The 24,083-nt window shown below is 44.8% G+C and carries 24 protein-coding genes and 1 pseudogene; 8 read left to right on the forward strand and 17 right to left on the reverse strand.

Annotation, left to right across the window (positions count from 1 at the left end; all coding sequences use genetic code 11):
• Positions 1 to 2: 2 nt before the first annotated feature.
• The 3 genes from P404_RS0102675 to pdhA all read right to left on the reverse strand — a co-directional run bounded on the left by P404_RS0102675 (position 3) and on the right by pdhA (position 3,460).
• Positions 3 to 1,298, reverse strand: coding sequence for a dihydrolipoamide acetyltransferase family protein (locus P404_RS0102675; RefSeq protein WP_026829915.1), 1,296 nt, complete (start codon positions 1,296 to 1,298; stop codon positions 3 to 5).
• A gap of 98 nt (positions 1,299 to 1,396) precedes the next feature.
• The gene (locus P404_RS0102680) at positions 1,397 to 2,374 is read right to left on the reverse strand and encodes an alpha-ketoacid dehydrogenase subunit beta (protein WP_014970812.1); all 978 of its coding nucleotides are present in this window, start codon (positions 2,372 to 2,374) and stop codon (positions 1,397 to 1,399) included.
• Between the two features lie 3 nt (positions 2,375 to 2,377).
• Positions 2,378 to 3,460 carry a pyruvate dehydrogenase (acetyl-transferring) E1 component subunit alpha gene (gene pdhA / locus P404_RS0102685; RefSeq protein ID WP_014970813.1) on the reverse strand — a complete coding sequence of 361 codons (1,083 nt, stop codon included), beginning with the start codon at positions 3,458 to 3,460 and terminating at the stop codon, positions 2,378 to 2,380.
• Between the two features lie 378 nt (positions 3,461 to 3,838).
• On the opposite strand from pdhA, the gene def reads away from it, so the two are divergent.
• Positions 3,839 to 4,378 carry a peptide deformylase gene (gene def, locus P404_RS0102690; protein ID WP_014970814.1) on the forward strand — a complete coding sequence of 180 codons (540 nt, stop codon included), beginning with the start codon at positions 3,839 to 3,841 and terminating at the stop codon, positions 4,376 to 4,378.
• Between the two features lie 56 nt (positions 4,379 to 4,434).
• Here the strand turns inward: def and rnjA are convergent, their stop codons facing one another.
• Both rnjA and P404_RS0102700 read right to left on the reverse strand, forming a co-directional pair.
• Entirely contained in the window at positions 4,435 to 6,102 is a 1,668-nt protein-coding gene (rnjA, locus tag P404_RS0102695; RefSeq protein ID WP_014970815.1) for a ribonuclease J1, read from the reverse strand.
• Positions 6,099 to 6,317 (reverse strand): DNA-dependent RNA polymerase subunit epsilon, encoded by a 219-nt coding sequence (locus P404_RS0102700; RefSeq protein ID WP_014970816.1) that lies wholly within the window; start codon positions 6,315 to 6,317, stop codon positions 6,099 to 6,101. Before P404_RS0102700 ends, rnjA begins: the two co-directional genes overlap by 4 nt.
• A gap of 170 nt (positions 6,318 to 6,487) precedes the next feature.
• On the opposite strand from P404_RS0102700, the gene P404_RS0102705 reads away from it, so the two are divergent.
• Positions 6,488 to 7,264: a Cof-type HAD-IIB family hydrolase gene (locus P404_RS0102705; RefSeq protein ID WP_014970817.1), complete on the forward strand. Its 777-nt coding sequence runs from the start codon at positions 6,488 to 6,490 to the stop codon at positions 7,262 to 7,264.
• Positions 7,265 to 7,312: 48 nt separating this feature from the next.
• On the opposite strand, the gene P404_RS0102710 is transcribed toward P404_RS0102705, so the two are convergent.
• From P404_RS0102710 to P404_RS0102730, 5 genes are all read right to left on the reverse strand, one after another.
• Entirely contained in the window at positions 7,313 to 7,981 is a 669-nt protein-coding gene (locus P404_RS0102710) for a potassium channel family protein (protein WP_012370886.1), read from the reverse strand.
• Positions 7,982 to 8,167: 186 nt separating this feature from the next.
• The gene (locus P404_RS0102715) at positions 8,168 to 9,190 is read right to left on the reverse strand and encodes a cytochrome d ubiquinol oxidase subunit II (protein WP_014970818.1); all 1,023 of its coding nucleotides are present in this window, start codon (positions 9,188 to 9,190) and stop codon (positions 8,168 to 8,170) included.
• 12 nt (positions 9,191 to 9,202) lie between these two features.
• Complete coding sequence (locus P404_RS0102720) at positions 9,203 to 10,591, reverse strand: cytochrome ubiquinol oxidase subunit I (RefSeq protein WP_014970819.1); 1,389 nt, start codon at positions 10,589 to 10,591, stop codon at positions 9,203 to 9,205.
• Positions 10,592 to 10,812: 221 nt separating this feature from the next.
• Positions 10,813 to 11,925 carry an N-acetyldiaminopimelate deacetylase gene (locus P404_RS0102725; RefSeq protein ID WP_014970821.1) on the reverse strand — a complete coding sequence of 371 codons (1,113 nt, stop codon included), beginning with the start codon at positions 11,923 to 11,925 and terminating at the stop codon, positions 10,813 to 10,815.
• Positions 11,909 to 12,799 (reverse strand): LysR family transcriptional regulator, encoded by an 891-nt coding sequence (locus tag P404_RS0102730; protein WP_014970822.1) that lies wholly within the window; start codon positions 12,797 to 12,799, stop codon positions 11,909 to 11,911. Before P404_RS0102730 ends, P404_RS0102725 begins: the two co-directional genes overlap by 17 nt.
• 65 nt (positions 12,800 to 12,864) lie before the next feature.
• On the opposite strand from P404_RS0102730, the gene P404_RS0102735 reads away from it, so the two are divergent.
• Complete coding sequence (locus P404_RS0102735; RefSeq protein WP_014970823.1) at positions 12,865 to 13,257, forward strand: disulfide bond formation protein B; 393 nt, start codon at positions 12,865 to 12,867, stop codon at positions 13,255 to 13,257.
• Here P404_RS0102735 and P404_RS0102740 read toward each other — a convergent pair.
• From P404_RS0102740 to P404_RS0102760, 5 genes are all read right to left on the reverse strand, one after another.
• Positions 13,251 to 14,546: an FAD-dependent oxidoreductase gene (locus tag P404_RS0102740; RefSeq protein ID WP_051590453.1), complete on the reverse strand. Its 1,296-nt coding sequence runs from the start codon at positions 14,544 to 14,546 to the stop codon at positions 13,251 to 13,253. The two genes, P404_RS0102735 and P404_RS0102740, sit on opposite strands and share 7 nt — an antisense overlap.
• A 110-nt stretch (positions 14,547 to 14,656) precedes the next feature.
• Positions 14,657 to 15,472, reverse strand: coding sequence for an ammonia-dependent NAD(+) synthetase (nadE, locus tag P404_RS0102745; protein ID WP_014970824.1), 816 nt, complete (start codon positions 15,470 to 15,472; stop codon positions 14,657 to 14,659).
• A 34-nt stretch (positions 15,473 to 15,506) separates the two neighbouring features.
• On the reverse strand, positions 15,507 to 15,980 hold the full coding sequence (locus P404_RS17295; protein ID WP_034773986.1) for a BsuPI-related putative proteinase inhibitor: 474 nt from the start codon (positions 15,978 to 15,980) through the stop codon (positions 15,507 to 15,509).
• 95 nt (positions 15,981 to 16,075) lie between these two features.
• On the reverse strand, positions 16,076 to 16,288 hold the full coding sequence (locus tag P404_RS0102755) for a hypothetical protein (RefSeq protein WP_026829917.1): 213 nt from the start codon (positions 16,286 to 16,288) through the stop codon (positions 16,076 to 16,078).
• 357 nt (positions 16,289 to 16,645) lie between these two features.
• Complete coding sequence (locus P404_RS0102760; protein WP_014970827.1) at positions 16,646 to 17,737, reverse strand: virulence factor; 1,092 nt, start codon at positions 17,735 to 17,737, stop codon at positions 16,646 to 16,648.
• Positions 17,738 to 18,140: 403 nt separating this feature from the next.
• On the opposite strand from P404_RS0102760, the pseudogene P404_RS17300 reads away from it, so the two are divergent.
• Positions 18,141 to 18,824, forward strand: a pseudogene (locus P404_RS17300) (RNA-guided endonuclease TnpB family protein); the annotation flags it as partial.
• Here P404_RS17300 and P404_RS0102770 read toward each other — a convergent pair.
• Positions 18,814 to 19,542 carry an alpha/beta fold hydrolase gene (locus P404_RS0102770; protein ID WP_014970828.1) on the reverse strand — a complete coding sequence of 243 codons (729 nt, stop codon included), beginning with the start codon at positions 19,540 to 19,542 and terminating at the stop codon, positions 18,814 to 18,816. The pseudogene P404_RS17300 and the gene P404_RS0102770 sit on opposite strands and share 11 nt — an antisense overlap.
• Positions 19,543 to 19,550: 8 nt before the next feature.
• Positions 19,551 to 20,108, reverse strand: coding sequence for a GNAT family N-acetyltransferase (locus P404_RS0102775; RefSeq protein ID WP_014970829.1), 558 nt, complete (start codon positions 20,106 to 20,108; stop codon positions 19,551 to 19,553).
• Positions 20,109 to 20,229: 121 nt separating this feature from the next.
• Between P404_RS0102775 and P404_RS0102780 the strand changes: the two genes are divergently transcribed.
• The 4 genes from P404_RS0102780 (at position 20,230) to P404_RS0102795 (ending at position 24,046) form a co-directional block, all read left to right on the forward strand.
• Positions 20,230 to 20,961: a hypothetical protein gene (locus tag P404_RS0102780; RefSeq protein WP_014970830.1), complete on the forward strand. Its 732-nt coding sequence runs from the start codon at positions 20,230 to 20,232 to the stop codon at positions 20,959 to 20,961.
• A 251-nt stretch (positions 20,962 to 21,212) separates the two neighbouring features.
• Positions 21,213 to 21,506, forward strand: coding sequence for a hypothetical protein (locus P404_RS0102785; protein ID WP_014970831.1), 294 nt, complete (start codon positions 21,213 to 21,215; stop codon positions 21,504 to 21,506).
• A 277-nt stretch (positions 21,507 to 21,783) separates the two neighbouring features.
• Positions 21,784 to 23,109, forward strand: a complete 1,326-nt coding sequence (gene brnQ / locus P404_RS0102790) for a branched-chain amino acid transport system II carrier protein (RefSeq protein ID WP_014970832.1) — start codon at positions 21,784 to 21,786, stop codon at positions 23,107 to 23,109.
• Positions 23,110 to 23,173: 64 nt separating this feature from the next.
• Positions 23,174 to 24,046, forward strand: coding sequence for a DegV family protein (locus P404_RS0102795; protein ID WP_014970833.1), 873 nt, complete (start codon positions 23,174 to 23,176; stop codon positions 24,044 to 24,046).
• The last annotated feature ends 37 nt before the right edge of the window (positions 24,047 to 24,083 follow it).

Genomic DNA, 24,083 nt, shown 5'->3' on the forward strand with positions numbered 1-24,083 from the left:
GCTTATCCCTCCATAATGAGAAGTTGTGGGTCGTTCAACAAACGTTTAACCAAGTTAAGCGCGTTTTGTGCTGTAGCACCATCAATGAGACGGTGGTCAAAGCTGAATGACAATGCGAGTACTGGTGCTGCAACGATTTCACCGTTTTTAACAACCGCTTTTTCAGCGATACGGCCAATACCGAGGATAGCTACTTCTGGGTGGTTGATGACAGGTGTGAACCATTGTCCACCAGCAGAACCGATGTTAGTGATCGTGATTGATCCACCTTTCATCTCTTCACCAGACAATTTACCTTCGCGTGCTTTACCAGCAAGATCATTGATGTTGTCTGCTAATGCGAAGATCGATTTACGATCTGCATCTTTGACGACAGGAACAACAAGACCATTGTCTGTATCTGCTGCGATACCGATGTTGAAGTAGTTTTTGTAAACGACTTCTTCGTTCACGTCATCGATTGATGCATTGATCGCAGGGTATTTTTTAGCTGCTGCTGTCAACGCTTTGACGACGAACGGAAGGTAAGTCAATTTCGTACCTTGTGCTGCCGCAACTTCTTTGAAGTTTTTACGGAGAGCCACAAGATTCGTCACGTCTACTTCATCCATCAACGTTACGTGTGGTGCTGTGTGTTTCGAGTTAACCATTGCTTTTGAAATCGCTTTACGGATTCCTTTGATCTTCTCACGCGTTTCGAGCTCGGGTTGAGCTGCGACATACGGTTTCACTTCAGATTTAGCAGCTGAAGCTTGTGCAGCTGGTGCTTTTTCTTCTGCTGCTGGTGCAGTTGAAGATTGTCCACCGTTTGCGAATGCATCGATGTCTTCTTTGACGACACGACCGTTGTCACCAGAACCTTGAACTTCGCGGATGTCGACACCTTTTTCACGTGCGTACTTACGTACTGATGGCATCGCGATGACGCGTTCTGATTTATGGATTTGGACTTCTGTTGGTTTGTCTTCGACTTTTTTGTCTGTGTCTTGGACATCTTTCGCATTATCTGCCGCTTTAGGCTGCTCGACCGCTTCTTCAGAAGGAGCAGAACCTTCGCCTTCAACTTCGAACGTGATCAACACGTCGCCAACAATGGCAACAACACCTTCGTCTACTTTTACTTCTTTGACAGTACCGTCAACTGGTGACGGGATTTCAACGACAGCTTTATCGTTTTGGACTTCTAGAAGGATATCATCTTCTTTGATTGTGTCGCCTGCTTTAACGAACCACTTTACGATTTCACCTTCATGAATACCCTCACCGATATCTGGTAATTTGAATTCAAATAAACCCATTTGAATTAGCCTCCTTTTATTTCACTCTTCAAAGTCGATTGTTATCTTTAAAACGGAAGCAAGGAGAGAATTGCCTCTCTCCTTTCTCCGATATACGCTTAGAAATTGTAAACTGTTTTCACTTTTTCAACGATATCTTTGTGGTCTGGGAGCCATGCATCTTCACCTTGTGCAAACGGGAAGATCGTGTCAGGAGCCGTCACACGAAGGATTGGTGCTTCAAGATCAAGGATTGCGCGCTCTTGAATTTCAGTTGCGACCATTGCAGCCACACCTGCTTGTTTTTGTGCTTCTTGAACGACGACAACACGGTTCGTTTTCTTGACTGACGCAACGATTGTGTCGATGTCGATCGGGCTGATTGTCATCAAGTCGATGATTTCAACGCTGATGTTCTCTTTTTCGAGTTCTTCAGCTGCTTTAAGTGACGCGTGAACCATTGCACCGTACGTCACGATTGTAACATCCGTACCTTCACGTTTGATGTCAGCTTTTCCGAGTTCGATCGTGTAATCGCCCTCTGGTACCTCGCCGCGGAATGAACGGTATAGTTTCATGTGCTCAAGGAAAACAACTGGGTCGTTATCACGGATGGAAGCAATCAAAAGACCTTTTGCATCATATGGAGTTGAAGGGATGACGACTTTAAGTCCTGGTGACTGAGCCATTAATCCTTCCAAGTTATCTGCATGAAGCTCAGGTGTCTTAACGCCACCACCGAATGGTGAACGGATTGTGACAGGTGCATTGTACGTGCCGCCTGAACGGTAACGTAAACGTGCGAGTTGTGCCGCTACAGAATCAAATACTTCGAATACGAAACCAAAGAATTGGATTTCCATGATTGGACGGAAACCAGTTAAGCTGAATCCGACTGCAAGACCACCAATACCAGATTCGGCAAGTGGTGTATCGAAGACACGGTCTTCGCCTAATTCGTCTTGAAGACCTTCTGTCGCACGGAATACCCCACCGTTTTTACCGACGTCTTCACCGAACAAGAGAACTTGCTCGTCGCGTTTCATCTCGACGCGCATTGCGTCAGTGATCGCTTGGATCATCGTCATTTGTGCCATGGGTTATTTCGACTCCTTTGCTGTATACTCATCAAGCTGCTCTTGCAGGTTTTGTGGTAACTTTTCAGCCATCACGTTGATGAAGTCTGTTACTTTTTGTTTTGGTTCTTTATCTGCTTGAGCAAGCGCTTCTTTTACGTCCGCTTTCGCTTGTTCGATCACTTCGTTTTCTTTGTCTTCGTTCCAAAGACCTTTTGTTTCCATGAAGGCACGGAAACGAACGAGTGGATCTTGTGCTTGGTACTCATCGTCCATATCTTTTGTACGGTAACGTGTTGGATCATCACCAGCAAGTGTATGTGGTCCGTAACGATATGTTAGTGTTTCGATCAATGTCGGTACACCGTTCAGTGCTTCGACGCGTGCTTGTTTTGTTGCTGCGTAAACCGCAAGAACGTCCATACCGTCAACTTGGATTCCGTTGATACCGGCTGCAACAGCTTTTTGCGCGATTGTTTTCGCCATCGATTGTTTTTCAACCGGTGTCGAAATCGCAAAACGGTTGTTTTGGACAACGAAGATTGCAGGTGCTTTAAACGCTCCAGCAAAGTTCATACCTTCGTAGAAATCACCTTGTGACGCTCCGCCATCACCTGTGTATGTGATCGCAACTTGTTTTTTGCCACTTTTCTTAAGACCGAGCGCAACACCAGCAGCCTGCACGATTTGTGCACCGATGATGATTTGCGGCATTAAGACGTTGACACCTTCAGGAATCTTACCACCTGTAATGTGTCCACGAGAGAACAAGAACGCTTTATAAAGTGGGAAACCATGGAAGACCATCTGTGGAATATCACGGTATCCAGGAAGAATCCAATCATCTTTATCTAATGCAAATTGTGTACCGATCATTGAAGCTTCTTGTCCTGCGACTGGCGCATAAAAACCAAGACGTCCTTGACGGTTGAGTGAGATTGCACGTTGGTCCCAAATACGTGTGTAGACGAGACGACGCATTAATTCCGTAAGTTCTTCATCTGAAAGATCTGGCATCGCGTCTTTGTTGACGACTTCACCTTTCTCATCCAGAATGCGGAATGTTTCAAAGTTTTCTTCCACGTTTTTAAACATGTTTAAGTTCATCTTTTCACCTCATCCTTTCACTGTGCTCAGCGAAATATTCCTCTGACTGACTTGCTCACATACGAATAGTGTTCAAAAAATGAAGTCCCGTATGACCTTTTCTTGAACATATATCTGTGTACCTATCCAGTTGAGTAAACTGTATTAACATGACGAGACATGAATGCATGTCTTGTTCATTACGTTACAAGTATAAAACTCTAACACCTATAAAATCAAAGGAAATGTTTTATTTTTTTTAGCAAACCCTCTTGTGAAATCAATCACATTATAAGAACGTTGTCACTTCTGTACTATTCAACTATCTACCCCTGTGTTAGTTATTAATATTCCTCCTTTGTTATGCTATAATTTTTTTAGATGAAAGGGGGGCTGTTCATGATTACCATGAATGAGATCGTTCGAGAAGATGTACCTTCACTTCACGAACGATCGGTCGATGTTACCTTCCCACTCAGTGAGGAAGATAAAGAAACGATGCGTCTCATGATGGAGTATTTATCCAACAGTCAAGACGATGAGTTAGCAGAAAAATATGATTTGCGTAGCGGGATCGGATTAGCTGCACCTCAAATCGGGGTCAATAAACGGATGTTCGCGGTTCGCCTACAGGATGGAGAGGACTTACTCGAGTTCGGAATCTATAATCCTAAAATCATCAGCCACTCCGTGGAACAAACGTATTTAGCCGGCGGTGAAGGATGTTTATCCGTTGACCGTGAAGTGGAAGGTCACGTGCCACGCTATATGCGTATTACCCTGTCTGGCATCGATCATAACGGAAATCCCATAAAATTAAGATTAAAGGGATTAAAAGCCGTGGTTTGCCAACATGAATACGATCACTTAGATGGAGTCATGTTTTATGACCGCATCGATGCAAAAGAACCATTTAAGGACTACGGATCACCGCTCTAAGCGGGGTTCCCCCTCAAAAAAAGACATTCCCACGATGTGGAAATGTCTTTTTTGATTTATACTTCCATGATGATCGGCATGACCATCGGATGACGTTGTGTTTTTTCTGTCAAATAAGGTGTCAACGTGTCGTTGATGACTTGCTTGATGTCCGTCCATTTTGTGTTACGATTCGCAAGCGACTGTTCAAGTGACCGTTTCAAGAGGCGTTCAGCATCTTTGATCAAGTTTCCTGATTCGCGCATATAGACGAATCCGCGTGAGATGATATCCGGTCCGGAAACGAGACGATTGGTTTTCGAATCCAGTGTCACGACGACGACGACGAGTCCTTCTTCTGAAAGAATACGGCGGTCACGCAGGACGATATTCCCAATATCTCCAATTCCTTTTCCATCTACATAGACGGCATTTGCTTGGATTTTCCCAGTGATGGCTGCCGCATTGGCATCAAGCGCCAAGACTTCACCATTATCCATGACAAAACAATTTTCTTCCGGAACACCAGCGTCCATCGCAAGCGACATATGTTTCTTGAGCATCCGATACTCACCGTGGATCGGCATGAAGTATTTTGGTTGCAACAGACGAAGCATTAATAGCTGTTCTTGCTGGCTACCGTGACCCGACGTATGGATATCATTTAACTTCCCGTACATGACGTCTGCACCTGCTTTATAGAGCTGGTTAATCGTTTTACCGACTGAGACGACGTTCCCCGGAATCGGAGACGACGAGAAGATGACGAGATCATCCGGAATGATTGAAATTTGGCGGTGTGTCCCGTTTGCGATCCGACTAAGTGCTGCCATCGGTTCCCCTTGTGATCCGGTGCAAAGAATCGTTAATTCGTTTGACTTATACCGTTTCATTTCATTTGGTTCGATGATGGTGCCTTTTGGTGCTTTGATGAAATCAAGCTCCTGCCCAATCATCATGACTTTATCCATACTACGTCCGAAGACAACGATTTTTCGACCAGCTTCGACAGACGCATTGACAACTTGTTGCAGACGATAGATGTTTGAGGCAAAGGTCGCGAAGATGATGCGACCTTCTGCTTTACGGAAGATGTTTGAGATCGTATCCCCGACCACGCGCTCACTCATTGTAAAGCCTTCAATCTCTGCATTCGTTGAATCAGATAACAGACAGAGGACACCCTCCTTGCCGAGTTCCGCCATCTTCGTTAAGTCAGCAGGTTCTCCGACAGGTGTGAAATCAAACTTAAAGTCACCGGTATGGACGATATTTCCTTGTGGCGTCTTGACGACGACTCCAAACGAGTTTGGAATCGAGTGTGTCGTCCGGAAAAACGAGATACTCGTTTTGCGGAACTTGATGATTGAATCTTCATCGATCTCATGAAGTTCAGTCGTCCGTAACAAGCCATGTTCTTCAAGCTTCACTTTAATGAGACCAAGCGCAATCTTTCCTGCATAAATCGGTAGATTGACTTGCTTGAGTAAAAACGGCAGACCGCCGATATGGTCTTCGTGACCGTGGGTGATGAAGACACCTTTTACTTTCTCTTTGTTTTTGATCAAGTACGTATAATCCGGGATGACATAATCAATCCCAAGCAATTCATCTTCCGGGAACATGACACCAGCATCAATGACGATGATTTCGTCCTGGAATTGAACGACGTATGTGTTTTTCCCGATTTCTCCTAAACCGCCGAGTGCGAATACGGCTGCTTGATGGTTTTTAACGAACTTCATGCGAACGTTTCAACCTTGTAATCCGGACTCAGTTGTTCATACTCGAGGAATTCTCCACTTACTTCACGGATGAATTCAACATTGATGTCTTTGATGAGATGATCAATCGCTGTTCGCACTTCACGAATGTTCTCTCCTTCAACGTACATTACTTCTGTCCGTTCCCGTACCGGGGCTTCCGAACGAAGCGGTTGATAAAATACTTTAAAAATCATGTTTAGCAACTCCTTATCAGTCCATTGTTTTTTGTCCTTAGATTAGTATACACGATATCCTACTATTTTTTCATCCTATTCCTAATCCAAGGTCTGCGTAAACGTCAACGCTATGCTATAATTCCACATGTATCCGGCTGAACAGCCAATTAAAAAGAGAAGGTGAAACCATGGCAAATCAGAAAGTCGTCTTTTTCGATATCGATGGAACCTTACTTCACGATGGTCATTTCGTTCCCGAGTCGACCAAACTAGCAATCAAACAATTACAAGAAAATGGCGTGTATGTCGCCATCGCGACAGGACGTGGTCCCGCAATGTTGTCAGGTGTACGTGAACTACTTAACATCGACACGATCATTGGTTATAACGGACAAATCGTTGTCCATCAAAATGAAATCATCTATAAACGGCCCCAACCGACTGCAGATCTTGAACACTTGACGGCTCGAGCACATAAAAATGGACATACGCTTGTCTATCTAGGGGAAAATCAAGGATTCTCAACGAAACCTTCTGACCAGTTGGTCCAAGAATCATTAGGAAAACTCGATATTCCCTTACCCGCTTTTCATGAACAGGCATTTTTGACGCATGACGTCTTTCAAACGCTCGTCTACTGTACAGCAGAAGAAGAAGCTGAATACGTCCAAAACTATCAAGCATTCGACTTCATTCGTTGGCATCCTCACGCAATGGATGTCATCAATGTCGGTTCGTCAAAAGCAGATGGTATCAAACAATTCTTGAAACTGACGAACATACGACGTGAAGATACGTTTGCGTTTGGCGACGCCTTAAACGATTTAGAGATGTTACGCTACGTCGGAACAGGTATCGCGATGGGCAATGGGCTTGCTGAAACAAAAGCGGCAGCTGATTTTGTCACCAAACACATACTAGAAGATGGCATCGCCCATGGATTAAAAGAGTTTCAATTGATTTGAATCACGACTAAAAAGGCCGAGGAACAGCTCCTCAGCCTTTTTTTGTTTTCAATTTTTCACTTTGTGAATGGCGCGTTCTAATCGATCCAAGTCATCATTCTCACCGATGACGACAAGATAATCACCTTTTTCGATCAGTTCGTCTGCCTGAAGCGAAATCATGACATTTTCACCACGTTTGATCGCCACGACGTTTGCACCATACTTACTTCGTAGATCCAGATCAATCAACGTTTGATTCGCCATCCGGTCACTGACTTTAATCTCAACGATGGAGAACTCTTGTGAGAGATCAAGGTAGTCCAAAATATTCGAACTCATCAATCCGTTTGCAATCCGGACTCCCATATCGCGCTCCGGATGGACGATGAAGTCCGCTCCGATTTTTCGTAGAACCTTTTCATGGTAATCATTCGTCGCCTTGACGGTAATCGATTGTACGCCAAGTTCTTTTAAAATCAACGTCGTCAAAATCGACGCTTGGATGTTTTCACCAATCGCAACGATGACATGGTCAAAATTTCGAATCCCAAGACTCTTCAAGACATTCTCATCGGTCGTATCAGCAATGACCGAATGCGTGGCAATTCCCATGTATTCGTTGACACGTTCCTCATCTGAATCAATCGCTAACACATCATATCCATTCTTCGATAATTCCCGGACAATCGATCCCCCAAACCGTCCTAAACCGATTACTGCAAACTCTCCATTCATGGTCAGCTCTCCTTCACAATTCTGCTTCAGTAGTAGTGTAACTGATTCACTTCTAAAATACTACGAACGTATTGACGATGGGGTTTCCATTCATACGGGATGGCGAAATCCACGTCAGGATCAACAAAAAAACGCGTAATCCACTGAAAGGATTACACGTCCGTATGATGCGATTTGTTGGATACGTCACTTGGCTTTTTTTCCACTGACATAGTCGTTATCAAATAAGAATAAGCGAAGAATCAAGTACAAGGCTGGAATCAATAAGAGGAGTCCAAAGATGAAGACGACAACAAGTGCCGTCGCCATCGTTTCGTTTACGACAGCTTTATTGATATCGATATACGGATAGAGGATATACGGCAGATGCGTATAACCATATCCGAACCAGGCAACTCCGTACTGTGCCATGACGGCGATAAAGGCAATACCATAATTTTTTTTCAAATAAACAAGTGTGACGGCAACACAGAAGAATAAGAAGCTTGCCGCGAACCACCACCAGTTACCATTTAAGATGTTTTCATAATGCCAGGCCGCTTGATTTTTTAAACCGAAGAAGACTAACGCACAGACGACGATGGTTGGAATACTCCAAAACAATGCCCATTTCCGAATGAGCGGTGTGGCATTCTCATCCTTCGCCTTGTCCGCATAAAACAAGAGGAACATGGCACTGATGTAAAGGACGGAGACAATCGCAAGTGCGACGACCGTCCAGGAATAAAAGTTCGTGAACAGTTTCGTTCCGAGGAACTCGACCGTTTCGTTTGTCTTACGAATAAAACCACCTTGACTGATCGTCAGCGTCGTTGACATCGCAGCCGGAATCAACAGTCCGGTTGCTCCGTATAAGAACGTATAGAACATGCTGTCATTTGAGCCATAGTTCGCAAAGGCATAAAAACTACCGCGAATAGCGATCAAGACTAAGACGATTGATGCTGGAACAAGTAAAGCTGTTCCATAATAATACGCCGTATCCGGGAAAAACCCGACGAGTCCGACAAAGAAGAAGACGAAAAAGACGTTCGTCACTTCCCAGACTGGCGAAAGGTAACGTAAAATCAAACGGTTCGTCAGATGATCCCGTTTCGTATATTTTGAATAGAACGCATAAAAACCGGCACCGAAGTCAATTGAGGCAACGATGAGATATCCATAAAGGAACGTCCAAAGTACGGTTATTCCAAGTGTTTGAATGTCCAACTCGTTCCCTCCTTATTTATTGTCGTCTGCAAACATCGCTTCACCACGTGTATGATGGTCATCCGCGAGTTCTTTGCCGACAGGATTATTTTTAAACATCCGGAGCAGGACGATCGTACAGATCGTTCCAAGCAACAGGTAAAGCAAACTGAATAAGATGAGCATTGGTCCGACGGCGGTTGACGTCGTCGCCGCATCGGCCGTTCTCATAATCCCATAGAGTGTCCATGGTTGGCGTCCGATTTCCGCATACATCCAACCGGCTTCGATCGAGACGATGGCGAGTGGTCCACCAATGAAAATACCACGTAATAACCACTTGTTATACGGATTCAATTTCTTAAGGCGGAACGCTAAGACGAACAAGGCTGAGATCGCCGCCAAATACATTCCGATTGATACCATGATATCAAAGAAATAATGGACAAACAGTGGAGCTTGATCTTCTTTTGCAAACTCATTTAATCCGATGACTTCCGTATCCGGTGCCCCACCTGCGAGAATCGATAACGCGTATGGAATCTTGACTGCACCTTTGATTTCATAACTTCCATCAGCTTGTTCATCTAAAATACCACCAAATATCAATTCGGCTTCGCTAGTCGTTTCAAAATGCCACTCCGCTGCTGCTAATTTTTCTGGTTGGTATTTCGCCAGGTATTTCCCTGAGAAATCACCTACGAGTGCTGTTGAGAAGGCAAAAATCAATCCAGCCATGACTGTTAAGCGAAGTGCTTTTTTATGATATGCCGTTTCAGCTGCAGACAACGTTTTTTTGCGTAGTAAATGGAACGCTGCAATCGCCGCTAAGATAAAGGCGACTGTCAAATAAGCGGAAACGATGACGTGCGTCGCTTTTGTTGGTGTCGCCGTATTGAACATCGCTTTTAATGGTTCGATTTGTGTCAATGTCCCATTGACGATTTTAAATCCTTCTGGTGAATTCATGAACGAGTTGACCGTCGTAATGAAAAATGCCGACAATGTCGCACCGATGACGACCGGAATCCCGATTAACCAGTGTAACCACGGGTTTTTGAATCGATCCCATGTATACAGATAAATCCCCAGGAAAATCGCTTCAAAGAAAAACGCGAACGTTTCCATGAATAATGGCAACGCAATCGTTTGACCGGCTACTTGCATCAAGGAAGGCCATAAAAGTGATAACTGCAATCCAATCGCGGTTCCTGTCACGACACCTACTGCTACCGTTACGATATAACCGCGCGTCCAGCGTCGAGCTAACAGAATATAATCTGGATCTTTTCGTTTAATTCCGATGTACTCGGCTGCGAGTACCATCAATGGAACCCCTACCCCAATCGTCGCAAAGATGATGTGGAATGCTAATGTGAGCCCTGTCAATAATCGACTGAGCATTACTGGATCATTGAACATGTGTATAGCCCCCTCTTTCTAAACGTACTTCTATATATTGTTTATATCCGTATCATAGAGAACATAATCATTTGTGTCTGTTCTTAATGTTTGATGTAACAAATTGTTCACATATACTCGTGATTTATTTCACAAAACGTTCGAAAACTGTTCCATTCCATAAAATGAAAGCCCTTTATCCGTTTTTTCATGAATAAAGGGCAGCTTGTCACGTATTTTGTTTAGACATACTCTCTGAAGTAATGATCCAACAAGTTGATCACAAATGGGATGGCCTCTTCATCCGGATTGAGCGTCGGCTGGTGCAGTCCAGACGTCGCATTGTTGACGCCAAGCCAAAACATCATCCCCGGCACTTCTTTTAACATGAATCCGAAATCTTCTCCTGTCATCGCAGCATCGCATTCGATGTACGTTGCGTTCATCTTCACAAATGACGAAAATTTATTGACGACATTTTGATCATTAACGACTTCATAATACCGATTGCCGAACTGTAGATCGATTTTGACACCAAACGAGGCTTCGATACCGCGAACGATTTCCCGTACACGTTGTTCTAATTTCTCCATGTCCGTGCCGTTTAGGGCACGCATCGTGCCGTCGAGTAAGGCGCGACCAGCGATGACGTTTTCCCGAATGCCCGCTTCGACCTTGCCAATCGTAATGACACTACAGTTCATCGGATTGATCGATCGACTGACAATTGTCTGCAATTGCATGATCAGAGCCGCTTGCGCGACGACGGTATCGATGGTCAAGTGCGGGAACGCCGCATGACCACTTTGCCCATAAATCGTAATGTGGACTTCGCGTGCACTTGCAAATAAAACACCTGGGCGACTGGCTATCGTTCCAACTGGATATTCTGGTGCAACATGTAAACCGTACATTTCGCTCGGTCGATATTTTTCGAATAACGGACTTTTGATCATCGGTTCAGCCCCACCTGGTCCTTCTTCCGCCGGCTGAAACAAGAAGACGACATCATCCATGACAGGAAGTTCCACGATCCTTCTCAGTAATCCAAGCGCAATCGAGGCATGGATATCATGTCCACATGCATGCATGAACCCTGGATGCTCTGAGCAAAACGGAAGTCCGGTCGCTTCTTCAATCGGTAATCCGTCAATATCCGCACGATAGCCAATTGTCCGGTTCCCTGTTAATCCTTTGACCCGAACGAATACGCCCGTCTCGAACGTATCATAGCTGACTCGATTTTCCGGATAGGACCGGATTTGATTTAAAATGAAAGCTTGCGTTTTGAACTCCTTGAATCCAGGTTCCGGTATTTTATGAAGTTCGCGGCGCATTTCAATTGCGTATTCCATCTGACTGACTTCCTCCTTCTTCTTTTACGATGTCCCAAAACGCCTGGACCTGTTTTAATTCCAGCATCGATTCCGTTGATAGAATCCATGTGTCCCGCTTTAGAATTTTCCCGGATGATGTTTTGAGTGGAATTTGCATCACTTCATTCGCTTCGTGGATCGTCGATTCCGGTAAGATAGCAAATCCAATTCCGTGGAGAGCCATCTGCTTACATGTCTCGATTTGATCGACGACAAGTGTCCGGGCTGGTGGACTCGAAAAGCGATCTTGCCACCATTCTAAAATTTCCTGGTAATATGTCGAGTCACTCTTAAACTGAATGAAAGGACGTTCTGTTTTCCGGAGTTGCTCTAATGATGTCAGTTCGCTATCAACAAGATACAATGGATCAGAAAACAGGCGTTCCTTCACGCCTTTCCAGTCCGGATTTCCTCGGATGATGCCGATGTGAAAATGTTCTTCTAACATATGACGCATCATCTCACTCGACCACCCCGTGACGAGTTGGATCCGCACATGGGGGTACCGTTCGACAAACCGTTTTAGGACACGGGGGAGCCAGTACTGCCCCATGATCGAGGCAACGGCGATTCGGAGCGTCCCGTAGACGGCTCCTTCTTCTGCGGTCAGTTCACTTTTTAGTTCCAACTCTTTTCGGTTCATCTCTTTTGCAAGTCCGATGACCTTTTCCCCTTGAGGCGTGATACTCAATCCACGAGACGAACGAATGAAGAGTTTCGTCGCCCAGCGTCGCTCGATTGCCACTAGTCGTTGGCTGAGGGCCGGTTGTGAGACGAAAAGACGTTCCGCTGCTCTTCGCATGTTCAATTCTTCCGATAACGTAATCAACATTTCCATTTCCGACACTTGCAATGTATGATTCGACTCCTCATGATATAAGATGGCATTAGTTTAACACGTTAGAGAGGAAGGTACATATGTCACGCTATCATTTTATGTTAATCGTCTCAACGATCGCGACTCTCGGGAGTCTATATTTTAGTGAAATTCGAGGTTTCATCCCCTGCCCGTTGTGTTGGTGGCAACGCTTATTCATGTATACGACGGCTATCTATTTACTCGTTTCGTTATTCCGTAACCGACCAGTCGATGCCTTTTTCATCCGCTTGTACACGTTACTTGGTTTTGCAGTTGCTGCCTATCACGTCATATTGGAACGTTTGCCGGACGGAGAAGCCCTCTGTACGAATGGGTGTCTGATCAAATGGGTCAATTATTTTGGGTTCTTGACGATTCCGATGATGAGTCTGATCGCGTTTACGCTACTGGTCATCCTCGCCTTCTACCCCCAACAAAAAAACGCTCAATGAGCGTTTTTTTGTTCCCATGCGGCCGCAACGGTATAGGCACTTGAAAAAGATAACTCCGATAATTGCCCTTCTCCCTCACACCAGTCTCCGACAAAAGCGACCGTGCGCCCAGTTTCTTCATTCATAAAACAAGGTAAGGCGATTTGTCCCATCTTCCATTTGATTTCTTGTACGATGGCCCGCTTCATCGTTCGCTCAACGGTTAACCGATCGCGCCATCCCGGATAATGTTGATCCAGCAAACGATGAATCTGGTCCACTTTTTCTGCGAGATAGTCTGGATTCCCGACATACTGATGCGCTAAATAAGCAACCACTTGTAAAACTTGGCCGTTTTTCGGTGCGATGCTCGGATCATAGTGGGATAAATCCGTCACGAATAGTTGATGCGTCCGGTCGTAGACATACGAAAACGGTGTTTGGATATAAGGGCTGAGACCAACATCATAGACAAGCACCTCGACCGGCTCATAATAGGCGAATGGTTCGATGAAGGACTGAATCGGAACCGGTAATGCCAATTTCCGCATGTCGCGAGGTGGAAGAGCGAATATGATCCGATCAACCGTCCACTCGTCTTTTTTTCGATCACGCAACCGATAACGTTGCTCAATTTCTTCAATCGCGGTAATTTTTGTTTTCCGATGGATTGTTCCCTCATTTTCTTGTAACACACGTTCCAGCTCAGTAATCAGTACTTGCCACCCCCCAGCAATGTACGAAACCGGTTTTCGCGTCCGAAATAGTTTCCGGTAATAATCAAAATAAACGACCGAAGGAATATTTTCCGGTTCTGTCGTAAAGAAATTACTTGAAGCTAAGTCAAGCATCAGACGCGAGACGTCCGTTTCTACTTTTTCTTGAGCCAACCATTGACCAATCGATACATCTGGTGTTCCCCGCTCGAGATGCAACACCGTTTTGACGACCTCCCATGTAAATCGGAGTTTATCCGTCCCATTGATGACTTCTGTTTTTAATAATCCGATCGCATTCGCAGGGGCCGCCGTCAGATGACCCGCAAATTCATATTTCGCTTTGGTCGAAGAAAAATCGAGCCATGTGATCTCTAGCTTCAACGTCTTGATGATCGTCCGTAGAATAGACTGATCACGCCCATAAATGGCATGGGCTCCGTAATTGAACGTAAATCCTTTGATGACTTGTGAGGTTGCCCGCCCGCCTAGAAGACCGGCATCATACAGATGGACCTGTTTCCCTTGACGCGCAAGTAACGCTGCAACTGACAACCCTGCTAATCCTCCACCGACAACAGCAACCGTCTCCACGTCCTTCACCTCCGACTTTCTCAACACTTGTCTAACCTTGTAGTTCTTTTCCCGATTTCAGACGAAAAAAACGACAGCTGACGCAGCTATCGTTTCCTATGTGGTATGACTTATTTCCACCATGTGTCGAGCGGTGAGACAGGCATATGATGTTTATGACCTACACGTTTATATTGTGCTTCTAGTTTAGCTTGGCTTTCCGCTGAAATCTGCTTCCCTTCCAAGTAATCATCAATTTCATCGTACGTCATCCCTAAAGCCAGTTCGTCCGGCAATCCTGGTTGATCGTCCTCTAAATCAGCTGTCGGCACTTTCTCAATCAATCCGTCAGGTGCTTTTAAATGACGTAACAATTGTTTTCCTTGCCGTTTATTCAGTCCCGTCAATGGCGTCAAGTCGCAGGCCCCATCTCCATGTTTCGTGTAGAATCCGGTCACGAATTCTGCTGCATGATCCGTCCCGACGACTAAACAACCGAAGTGTGCTGCTAAATCATACTGCACCTTCATCCGTTCACGGGCTTTTGTATTTCCTTTACTGAAATCCGACAGAACTTGCCCCGTCACTTGTTCGAATGAAGCCATCGAGGCAGCGACGGCCGGTTTGATATCGACACGTAGCGCGTGATCCGGTCGGATGAACGATAAAGCGAGTTGCGCATCTGACTCGTCCTGTTGTTGACCGTGTGGCAAACGGACGGCATAAAATTGATAGTCTCGCTCCATCTCTTCTCGTAACTCTTCGACTGCAAGCTGGCATAAACGTCCGGCTAATGATGAATCTTGTCCACCTGAAATCCCGAGCACAAACCCTTTTGCTCCCGTGTGTACAAGATACTCCTTTAAAAATTGAATCCGTTGTTTCATTTCGTCTTCAGCTACGATGACCGGTTTGACTCCCGTCACTTGAATGATTTCCTGTTGCATGAAACCGTCACTCTCCTTCAGCGTTTGTCTTAGCTTATTTTGTGATTTCATTTTGATCCGTTATAACGGATGTAGCCGCACCGTCCACCTGTCGAATCGTTGAGGCCACGATTTTTGCCGGGTTACTCGAAGCGGGAAGTTCAATTTTCACTTCGTAACGTTTTGTCTCCAGTGCTTCAAAACGTTCCTGTTCAATCGCTTGGGTAAATACCTGTTCTTGTGAGAACGTGTACAAGACTTTTTGGTTTACATCCTCGACAATCAATTCAAATCGTTGGGATGTCGGAAACGTTATTGTCAGATCCTCATCGTTAGGATTCTTCAACAACACGATTGCTTCCACCACTGTCGGCTTCGTCTGCTTTGCAGATACCGTGATTTCAACTGGTTGCTCCAAGGCAGCGTCTTGTGTCGTTTGTCCAACCTGCTTCTGTTGTTCTTGCTGACTGCAACCAACCATGATCAATGTCAGTACACATAAACAGGATAACCGGGTTATCCATTTCAAGACAACGCCCCCTCCCTACTTCTTCTACTGCCGATTTTAGCACAAAAAAGAGGTAGGATGAGGTTTGACCTCATCCTACCTCTTGGCTTCTTACGTTAGGCAACTGGAATCGTTACACTCGCTTTTGTCATCGAAAACAATTGTTCGATCCCCGTCACGAACAATTCGTCGCAAATCGCGTCCGTCGCAGTCGCTGGTGCGACGAGCGTGATCGTCCGACTGTCCATTGTTTCGATCGTCACGAATATACCTGTCGCCGTCCGTTCTTTGTATCCTACCGCTAAATCTGTTTCAGCAAAAAGTATCATATCCCCGAATCTCCTTTGTTATGTCAGATGTCAGTCAAACCAAAACAGCTGTTTGAAATCGAATCAGTTATTGTGATTTCACTTTATCAAACCGGTACAAACATCAGGAAATTCTCATTCGACATTTCGTGTCAAAACTTTATTACAAAAGATACAACCATTTTTTTACACATTCAATTAGTTGGCAAATACATCTTAAAATTGGCGTTTTATCAACACATTTCAATTCCGTTTCAAAACCATTACAAAATAATATTCATATTTTCCCATTTTTCTTAAGCGATAGGGAAAATATACCTAGACAACCTATGCGTTATTTTGTCGAATGGTTCTTCTTACGCTCTTTTTTTCAAGTTCTCATGAACCTTCACCAGTCATTCGATTCATTTGTTGCCAAACCGTTCCTAGTGCTTCTTCCCCACTCTCGATTCGAGCCAACGCCAATTCAGCTTGTAGCGCCACTTCATATTCACGATCTTGGACCGCTTCCGTTAATCGAGGAATCGATTGTTTTGTCCCAACATCGAATAAAAAGCGTGCTGCTCGCCAACGCACTAATTTGTTTTTATCAGTCAGCGCCTCAATCATCATTGGTTCCGCTTCAGGTAACGCCCAGTCGGAAATCGTATCCCCGGCCGTTCGACGTACGCTGCTCGACGGATCGTGCAGCGCATTCGTGATGTATTCCAATAACTCCAGTCGATTCTCTTCAAACATTCCGAGTTTGACGACGGCCTGTCTTCGGATTTGCATTTTTTCATCCTGGAGCATTTTAGCGTAGGCAGGTACCCATGCTAGATTGATTGGTAACTCATCCAGTGCTGCAAATCGTTGTTTCCAATCAGATGAAGTTAATGTTTCCCCATCAAACGTCACTTCTTCTCCGGAAGCAATCGTTTTTAAGCGTTCAATTCGCTCCTGAGGGTACGCCACTTCAATTTCTTGCGCGACTTCAGCTAAACTATCATCTAAATCCCCATAACGTGGTGCTTGCTCGACCCACCGACGATCACTGATGACGTTTTTGACATAGGGTTGAACGAATAAAGCCGCTTCCCGGAATCGTTCAGGTAGACCATGTCGTTTTTCTTCCAGACCTTTGACCCCTTTCAGTTGCATCGGGACACCTAAAATAAACTGGACGAATAAATGAACAGGTTCAAACGCTGCATCTGTTTCGTGTTGTTCGACATCGCTGAGCACTTCGCCAAACGTACGACGAATCTCAATGACAAGTGTTCGCCAATCATATTTCGGAAAACGTTCGACGGCTAAAAAGTCGCTCACCTGGTAGACCGATTTGATGCCTGGTATGTCCAGTAACTTTACGATATGCTCTGGCGCACCAACCGGATGTTCAAATGTTTGGCCTTTTTCAGAAAATGTCTCATCGACGATTACTTTCATATTGTTCGGACTTGGTGTTGGTTCGATTGCTATAATCTTCATCTTGATCCCTCCCCCATTCATCATTCAGAAATTCACTTCAAATTGCAACGTAAACGCTTTTCTTCGCTGCGTGGTTTCAAAAAAAGATAGGATTGACTCAAAATCCATTCTCCACACAGACGTGGGTGGCAGATGTTAAATCCGCCACCCGCGTCTCGTTGAAAGGGGACCACTCGCTTCATGCGGCTCCTAGGAAAAGTGCAAGATTATGCGGACCCGTTTCCTGTCCATCAAGGACAGCGAAGCCGGCTTGTGTCTCACCTGAAGAAAGCGCGCGAAAGAAAGAGTGATTCCTTTTATCAAAATTAGGCGAGAATACGCCCACTTCTAAACGAAGTGAAAGTGGGAGTATTCTCGCCAGCCTGCCTTTCGGGTATATTCCCTTGGAAGGAGGTGAAAAATGGTGTTGAAGCATAAGGCCTACAAATTCAGAATCTACCCCATAAAAGAGCAGGAAATCCTGATCGCGAAGACGATCGGGTGTTCGCGCTTCGTCTTCAACCACTTCTTGGCGAAGTGGGATGAAACGTACAAGACCACTGGAAAAGGACTGTCCTACGGTTCTTGTTCCAAAGAAATTCCTTTGTTGAAGCAGGAGTTCGACTGGTTGAAGGAAGTCGATAGTACATCTGTTCAGATCAGCGTCAAACACCTTGCCGATGCGTTTGATCGCTTCTTCAAGAAACAGAACGAACGCCCTCGATTCAAGTCCAAGCGCCATCCCGTCCAGTCGTACAAGACCAACATCCAAGGCAAAAACCAGCTTCCTGAAGTCTCGATTGGATGCAACCAGCTCAAACTTCCGAAGCTGAAATGGGTTCGTTTCGCCCACTCGAAACAGGTCACAGGCCGTATCTTGAACGCCACGATCCGACGTAACGCTTCAGGCAAATACTTCGTCTCCCTGCTCGTCGAGCAGGAGATCAACGAACTGCCGAAGACCGGTTCATCCGTCGGCGTCGACGTCGGACTCAAGAACTTCGCCATCCTGTCGGATGGCACGGTATACAAGAACGACCGTGATGTGAACGCAGGACTGAATCTCAAACAAGAAGCAGAACGCATTAATCGTACGTTTAAAAAGAGGTTTCCTGAGAAAACCGTTCTTCAATGATGTCACAAAAAGCATCCGGTGTTTCCAACATCCCCATATGACTGCTGCTTGTCGAACGGAACATAATCTGATCATTTTGAGGCGCAAAGGCACTTGCTTCGGAAATCAAGGGGTCTTTTGTACCATGAACGATCACACCACGGACTTTCGCTTGACTCAACGCATCCGTTAAATCTTTTCGATCCCGCATCGCAGCTAATGCCCGGATTGCCCCTTCGACAGTCATCATGTATCCGAGTTCTTTTGCTTCCGAGACAATCATCGGATCCGCATCTTCTGCGAACAGTCCAGGTACTATACCGTCAACGAATTCACGAACCCCGATTTCTGACACCCGGTTGATGTTTTGATTTCGTTTTTGTTTTGCTTCTTCCGTATCTGCTTTTGCGGTCGAGTAGACTAATCCAAAACCAGAAATTTTTTCAGCATACATCTCGACAATTGATGCGACGATGTATCCACCAAACGAATGCCCGATTAAGATCGGTTGCTCAATCCCTCTTCGTTCCAAGTCGTTCATCACCCATGTCGCAAACCCTTCGATTGTATCCGGTCCGACCGATTCCCCTTCGTGTCCCGGTAATGCGAGTACAAGCACATCAAACGATAAGCGAAGTCGCGCTTCGACTCGGTTAAAATAATCAGTTCCTCCAGCAAATCCGTGTAATAAGACAAGTGATTTTTTTGACATTCAACTAGTCATCCTTTCCATTCCGATGCAAGCATGCGGTAAATCGTTAAATCCATGAACCGACCGTGACTGTATGCATAGTCTTCAAGCAGTCCTTCTGCTTGAAATCCCAACTTTTGCACGAGTGCATTGGATGCAATATTTTCAGGTGCGACGAGGGCGCTGATTCGGTGCAAAGCGAAATCTTCGAATCCATGAGTCAACACGGCACGTGCTGCTTCAGAAGCTACCCCTTGTTGCCAATACTCTTGGCTAACCTCAAATCCAATTTCTGCACGATGGTATTGGGTCAACCAATTGTGAAACCCAATCGTCCCTACTAATTGATTGGTCTCCTGATCGGCGATCGCCCATCGGATTGCCTTACCTTGCGTAAACTGTTCTTTAAAATAACTGATGACGTTTTTGGCTTCATATACGGTGACTAATGGATCGGATCCATAATAATACATCACGTCATCATCTGATAAGATTTTAAACAAATCACGCGCATCCTTATTTTCTAACTCTCTTAAAATAAAACGTTCTGTTTTCAGTTCCGGGAATGGTTTTCGTAATCCCCACATACCCTATCACCTCTTTTTTATATTATGCCCGTTTTCAAAGGGAAATATCCTTTTCGCTCTCCGGAAGTTTTGCTACTATTGAAATAACGAAGTTACTTATCAAGGAAGGAAGTTTCCTATCATGTCTAGTTCACTACTCTACTTGTATGAAGATGCGGAAAACCACCGATTGACGATGTCTGGTGTTTCGTTTTCTGACTTTATCCTGTCTATCGATTCAAAACGTCCGCTACTCGTTTCAGGGGCAGCCTTCAAATCCGTTAAACAATCTTTCCGAACTTCTTTTCATTATGTCGAAGGACACGAAGTCGAACAGTTTGCCCAATCGATCGATGTCGAACGCTCCCCCTTGAGTACCATCGATATTCGTTCTTCGCATTCACTCGACACATTAACAGACGTCGAAATCGCGGAATTGCTATTTTTGATGCATATGAAACGTGGTATGCCTAGTCCGTTCCTTTCATCCGTCGGCAACGAGTGGGCCTACTTCAGCGAACAAGACAGTGTCCAAGCTACGGTCTACTTAAAAGACTGGTCTCAGATCGAACATGCCCTCTCTTTACTAATCCAACGAAAAATCCGACGGGAATTCCGTGTTCTGTCTGCTTCTCCTCTCACTGCCGAAATCATCATCAACCTTCGTCATTTGCTGCATGAAGGCGTTTTGATTGATTTTGCGAACGTTAAACAGTCTGTGTTCACGCGACAAATCACCATTCCGGTTTATGTCGCCGGAAGATACGAAGATATGACGGTCTTAAAAGAAGACCTGGATACAAATAAAGAATCGATTGTAAAACGTGGTGAACTGATTCACCGTAAAAAAGCTTGGATTTTTGAGTTACAATGATCCTCTGCATCTTCGTCGCTCCATGACAAGATGCTTTTTTCATATCTTTCTGACGAGAGCTCCGCCTCATTTTTTGTCCAATCGTTTATATGACGATAACATTACTGAATCATTTGAATTTTCACATAAATTAAAGCTGGCATCTTGAGTAGACTTCGTTATAATAAGATTAACCTTTTGGAAGTTAGAAATTGGTACGGTTTTTCTTATGATTTATTTCAGCAATGTATTAACCGAAGGAGGAATTTAGCATGGATCAGTTAAAAGTGAACGGAATCGGTTCATTCACCAAGTTTGCGACGAACGGGAACATTCTGAAGTTAAAGGATGCCACGACGGGCGAACTGAAAGTGTCCTTGAATGAAGCGAGCTCAATGACTATTTCACCAATTGATGAAGAAACAGGATTATTCATTATCCGTGGTCAGCAACAGGAACCTTTAGTGGAACTGACCCTCCCTCGTCAATCGTGCGAAGTCGTTCACGCTTGGCTACTCCATAAATTGAGACGACAAAAGAAAGGTCGTTTCATGGCATCTAGCTGAATACTTGTTCCTCTAGTTTACCATGTGTCTATTACTTTGTTGCGTACGTCCTCTTCATAAGTCAGGAAACTCTGGCTTTAAGAGGGCGTTTTTGTCTGGCAATTTCTGTTGAGGAATCGTCCACGTCATGTTAGTCTTGCAAAATTAACAGTAAAAGAATTGACGACTCCCATGAAAAAGTAGCTTCTTAAAGAAATGAATATTCTAAAAATTCTTTCATCACTTTTTAGCAAATGGTATAGTGTATGAGATTATTGAAAAACAGGAGGTAATATATATGTTGAACCGAAAAGATATTTTCGCTTTAGGATTCATGATTTTTGCTTTATTTTTTGGAGCCGGTAACTTAATTTTCCCTCCTGAGCTCGGTGCTTTAGCGGGCACACAATTTTTACCCGCCATGCTCGGTTTTATCGTCACTGGTGTCGGATTGCCGTTAGTCGGATTAATTGCCGTCGCCTGGGTCGGCGGGGGGATCAGTACGCTTGCAAATCCGTTGCCTAAATTCGTCGGCGCTTTATTGACATTTGCGCTGTATGTCGCCATCGGTCCGTTTTTCGGAATTCCCCGGACTTCTGTCGTCACCTATGAGCTCGGTGTCGTCCCGTTTTTAAGTGGACCAAGCCAGACGAGTTTAATGATTTCTTCTTCGCTCTTCTTTTTAGTGACGTTATACCTTGTCCTGAAACCGGGCAAGTTGCTTGATATCATCGGCCGATTCATCACACCGTTGTTGCTTGTCGCACTTGCCACGCTAAGTATTAGCAGTATCATGAACCCCTTGTCTACTGTCCAACAACCGGCACCGGGTTATGCTAGTTTTACAGATGCCTTTATTCAAGGATTCCTGCAAGGATACTTGACACTTGACGCTTTAGGCGCACTCGTATTCGGAGTGATTATCTTGCATACGTTACACGCACGTGGTCTGAAGAATCGGACGGTCCAGTTAAAAACAGTCACAAGAGCTGGTTTAATTGCTGCCGTATCACTGATTCTTGTCTATACCGGACTCGGATTCATCGGCCGAAACAGTTTTGGTGCCGTTGGATCCGTCGATGGACCCTCTTTATTGCAACAATATGCCGATAATACGTTTGGAACGATTGGTCTGATTATTTTAGGAATCGCCATTTTACTCGCCTGTCTGACGACATCCGTCGGTCTCGTCACAGCTTTTTCTGAATACTTGATGTCGTTCTCAAGTCGACTTTCGCTCCCCATCACTGGAACACTTACGACCGTGCTAGGTTTTGCGATCTCGATTTTCGGTCTCAACACGTTACTCACCATCGCTGTTCCTGTGTTGATGTTCCTTTATCCAATCGTCATCGTCTTAATCGGATTGACGTTCATCCGTTCATTCCTAAAAAGACCATCACTCGTTTACCGAACGACTTTATTCGTGACTGCGTTATTTTCGTTATTAAGCGCCTTAACCTCTTTAAAGGTCTTACCGGGGATCTTGATTACTATCTACAAGATCTTTCCGCTGACCGAACAAAATTTAGCTTGGCTTTTGCCCGTTTTAGTTACATTCGTCATCAGTTCATCGATTGGACACGTTTCTAAAGATTCTATTCCTGAAAAGCGTATTGGCTAGTGATGCCGCTTTCATCGCTATGGTATGATGAACAAAATGACTTTTTACTGGAGGCGTCGCTTTAATGGATAAGATCGCTTGGATTACCGATAGTATGGCTTTTTTCCCACCGGGGGAATCAGAAAAAATCGGAGTCCACGTAGTACCAACGTTAATCATCATCAATGGAGAATCCTATCGTGAATACGTTGATCTTTCAGTCGAACAACTTGATGCAAAGATGCGTCAAGATTCTTCCGTTGTCCCAACCACTTCACAACCTTCTTTTGGTGAGTTAGTCGAACTCTACGAACGTCTGCAGGCTGAAGGTTATGATTATGCCTATGCAGTACACATCACAAGTGGCTTAAGCGGAACGTATGCTAGTTCTGTCGCCGCTGCAGATGCCGTCGGATTTAAACTGTATGCGGTCGATTCTTATACAGGTGGTGCCAATCAACAAGAAATGTTGCGTATTTCCATGCAATTAGCTCAAGCCGGTAAACGACCAGAAGAAGTGATGGCTGTTTTGGATCAATTCAAACATCAGTCCCATTTCTATTTGATCATCGGTAACATGGAGACGATGCGCCGAAGTGGTCGTGTCTCGAGCAGCCAGTTTTTACTCGCAAACATGCTGAACATCAAACCGATTGTCAAGTTCGACGAAGTCGGTAAACTTGTTCCCTTCAAGAAGGTTCGCTCGATCAAAAAAGCGTTTCATGAAATGACATCAGAAATCGTCTCACAGGTGGAACGATCCGGTTTATACAAACAGACCCTCTATATCGGTCATACGCTCGCCTTGTCGGCCGCTGAACAGTTGCGGGACACGATTCAGGCTAAACTGCCACAACTCTCCATTGAAATCACACAATTCGGTCCTTCCATTTTGACTCATGCTGGATCGGAAACAGTTGGTGTCTTTTGGTTTGACGACATTACTGTTCCGTTTTAACCCAAAAACCCCTCTTTGCCGTCTATTAATGACGGCA

Origin of the sequence: Exiguobacterium antarcticum DSM 14480, assembly GCF_000685865.1 — a bacterium.
Lineage (GTDB): Bacteria > Bacillota > Bacilli > Exiguobacteriales > Exiguobacteriaceae > Exiguobacterium_A > Exiguobacterium_A antarcticum.

Bases quoted from the DNA above. Each gene is read 5' to 3' on its own strand.
- P404_RS0102675 (WP_026829915.1), bottom strand. From the start codon at position 1,298: ATGGGTTTATTTGAATTCAAATTACCAGATATCGGTGAGGGTATTCAT.
- P404_RS0102680 (WP_014970812.1), bottom strand. From the start codon at position 2,374: ATGGCACAAATGACGATGATCCAAGCGATCACTGACGCAATGCGCGTC.
- pdhA (WP_014970813.1), bottom strand. From the start codon at position 3,460: ATGAACTTAAACATGTTTAAAAACGTGGAAGAAAACTTTGAAACATTC.
- def (WP_014970814.1), top strand. From the start codon at position 3,839: ATGATTACCATGAATGAGATCGTTCGAGAAGATGTACCTTCACTTCAC.
- rnjA (WP_014970815.1), bottom strand. From the start codon at position 6,102: ATGAAGTTCGTTAAAAACCATCAAGCAGCCGTATTCGCACTCGGCGGT.
- P404_RS0102700 (WP_014970816.1), bottom strand. From the start codon at position 6,317: ATGATTTTTAAAGTATTTTATCAACCGCTTCGTTCGGAAGCCCCGGTA.
- P404_RS0102705 (WP_014970817.1), top strand. From the start codon at position 6,488: ATGGCAAATCAGAAAGTCGTCTTTTTCGATATCGATGGAACCTTACTT.
- P404_RS0102710 (WP_012370886.1), bottom strand. From the start codon at position 7,981: ATGAATGGAGAGTTTGCAGTAATCGGTTTAGGACGGTTTGGGGGATCG.
- P404_RS0102720 (WP_014970819.1), bottom strand. From the start codon at position 10,591: ATGTTCAATGATCCAGTAATGCTCAGTCGATTATTGACAGGGCTCACA.
- P404_RS0102725 (WP_014970821.1), bottom strand. From the start codon at position 11,925: ATGGAATACGCAATTGAAATGCGCCGCGAACTTCATAAAATACCGGAA.
- P404_RS0102735 (WP_014970823.1), top strand. From the start codon at position 12,865: ATGTCACGCTATCATTTTATGTTAATCGTCTCAACGATCGCGACTCTC.
- nadE (WP_014970824.1), bottom strand. From the start codon at position 15,472: ATGCAACAGGAAATCATTCAAGTGACGGGAGTCAAACCGGTCATCGTA.
- P404_RS0102755 (WP_026829917.1), bottom strand. From the start codon at position 16,288: ATGATACTTTTTGCTGAAACAGATTTAGCGGTAGGATACAAAGAACGG.
- P404_RS0102760 (WP_014970827.1), bottom strand. From the start codon at position 17,737: ATGAAGATTATAGCAATCGAACCAACACCAAGTCCGAACAATATGAAA.
- P404_RS0102770 (WP_014970828.1), bottom strand. From the start codon at position 19,542: ATGTCAAAAAAATCACTTGTCTTATTACACGGATTTGCTGGAGGAACT.
- P404_RS0102775 (WP_014970829.1), bottom strand. From the start codon at position 20,108: ATGTGGGGATTACGAAAACCATTCCCGGAACTGAAAACAGAACGTTTT.
- P404_RS0102780 (WP_014970830.1), top strand. From the start codon at position 20,230: ATGTCTAGTTCACTACTCTACTTGTATGAAGATGCGGAAAACCACCGA.
- P404_RS0102785 (WP_014970831.1), top strand. From the start codon at position 21,213: ATGGATCAGTTAAAAGTGAACGGAATCGGTTCATTCACCAAGTTTGCG.
- brnQ (WP_014970832.1), top strand. From the start codon at position 21,784: ATGTTGAACCGAAAAGATATTTTCGCTTTAGGATTCATGATTTTTGCT.
- P404_RS0102795 (WP_014970833.1), top strand. From the start codon at position 23,174: ATGGATAAGATCGCTTGGATTACCGATAGTATGGCTTTTTTCCCACCG.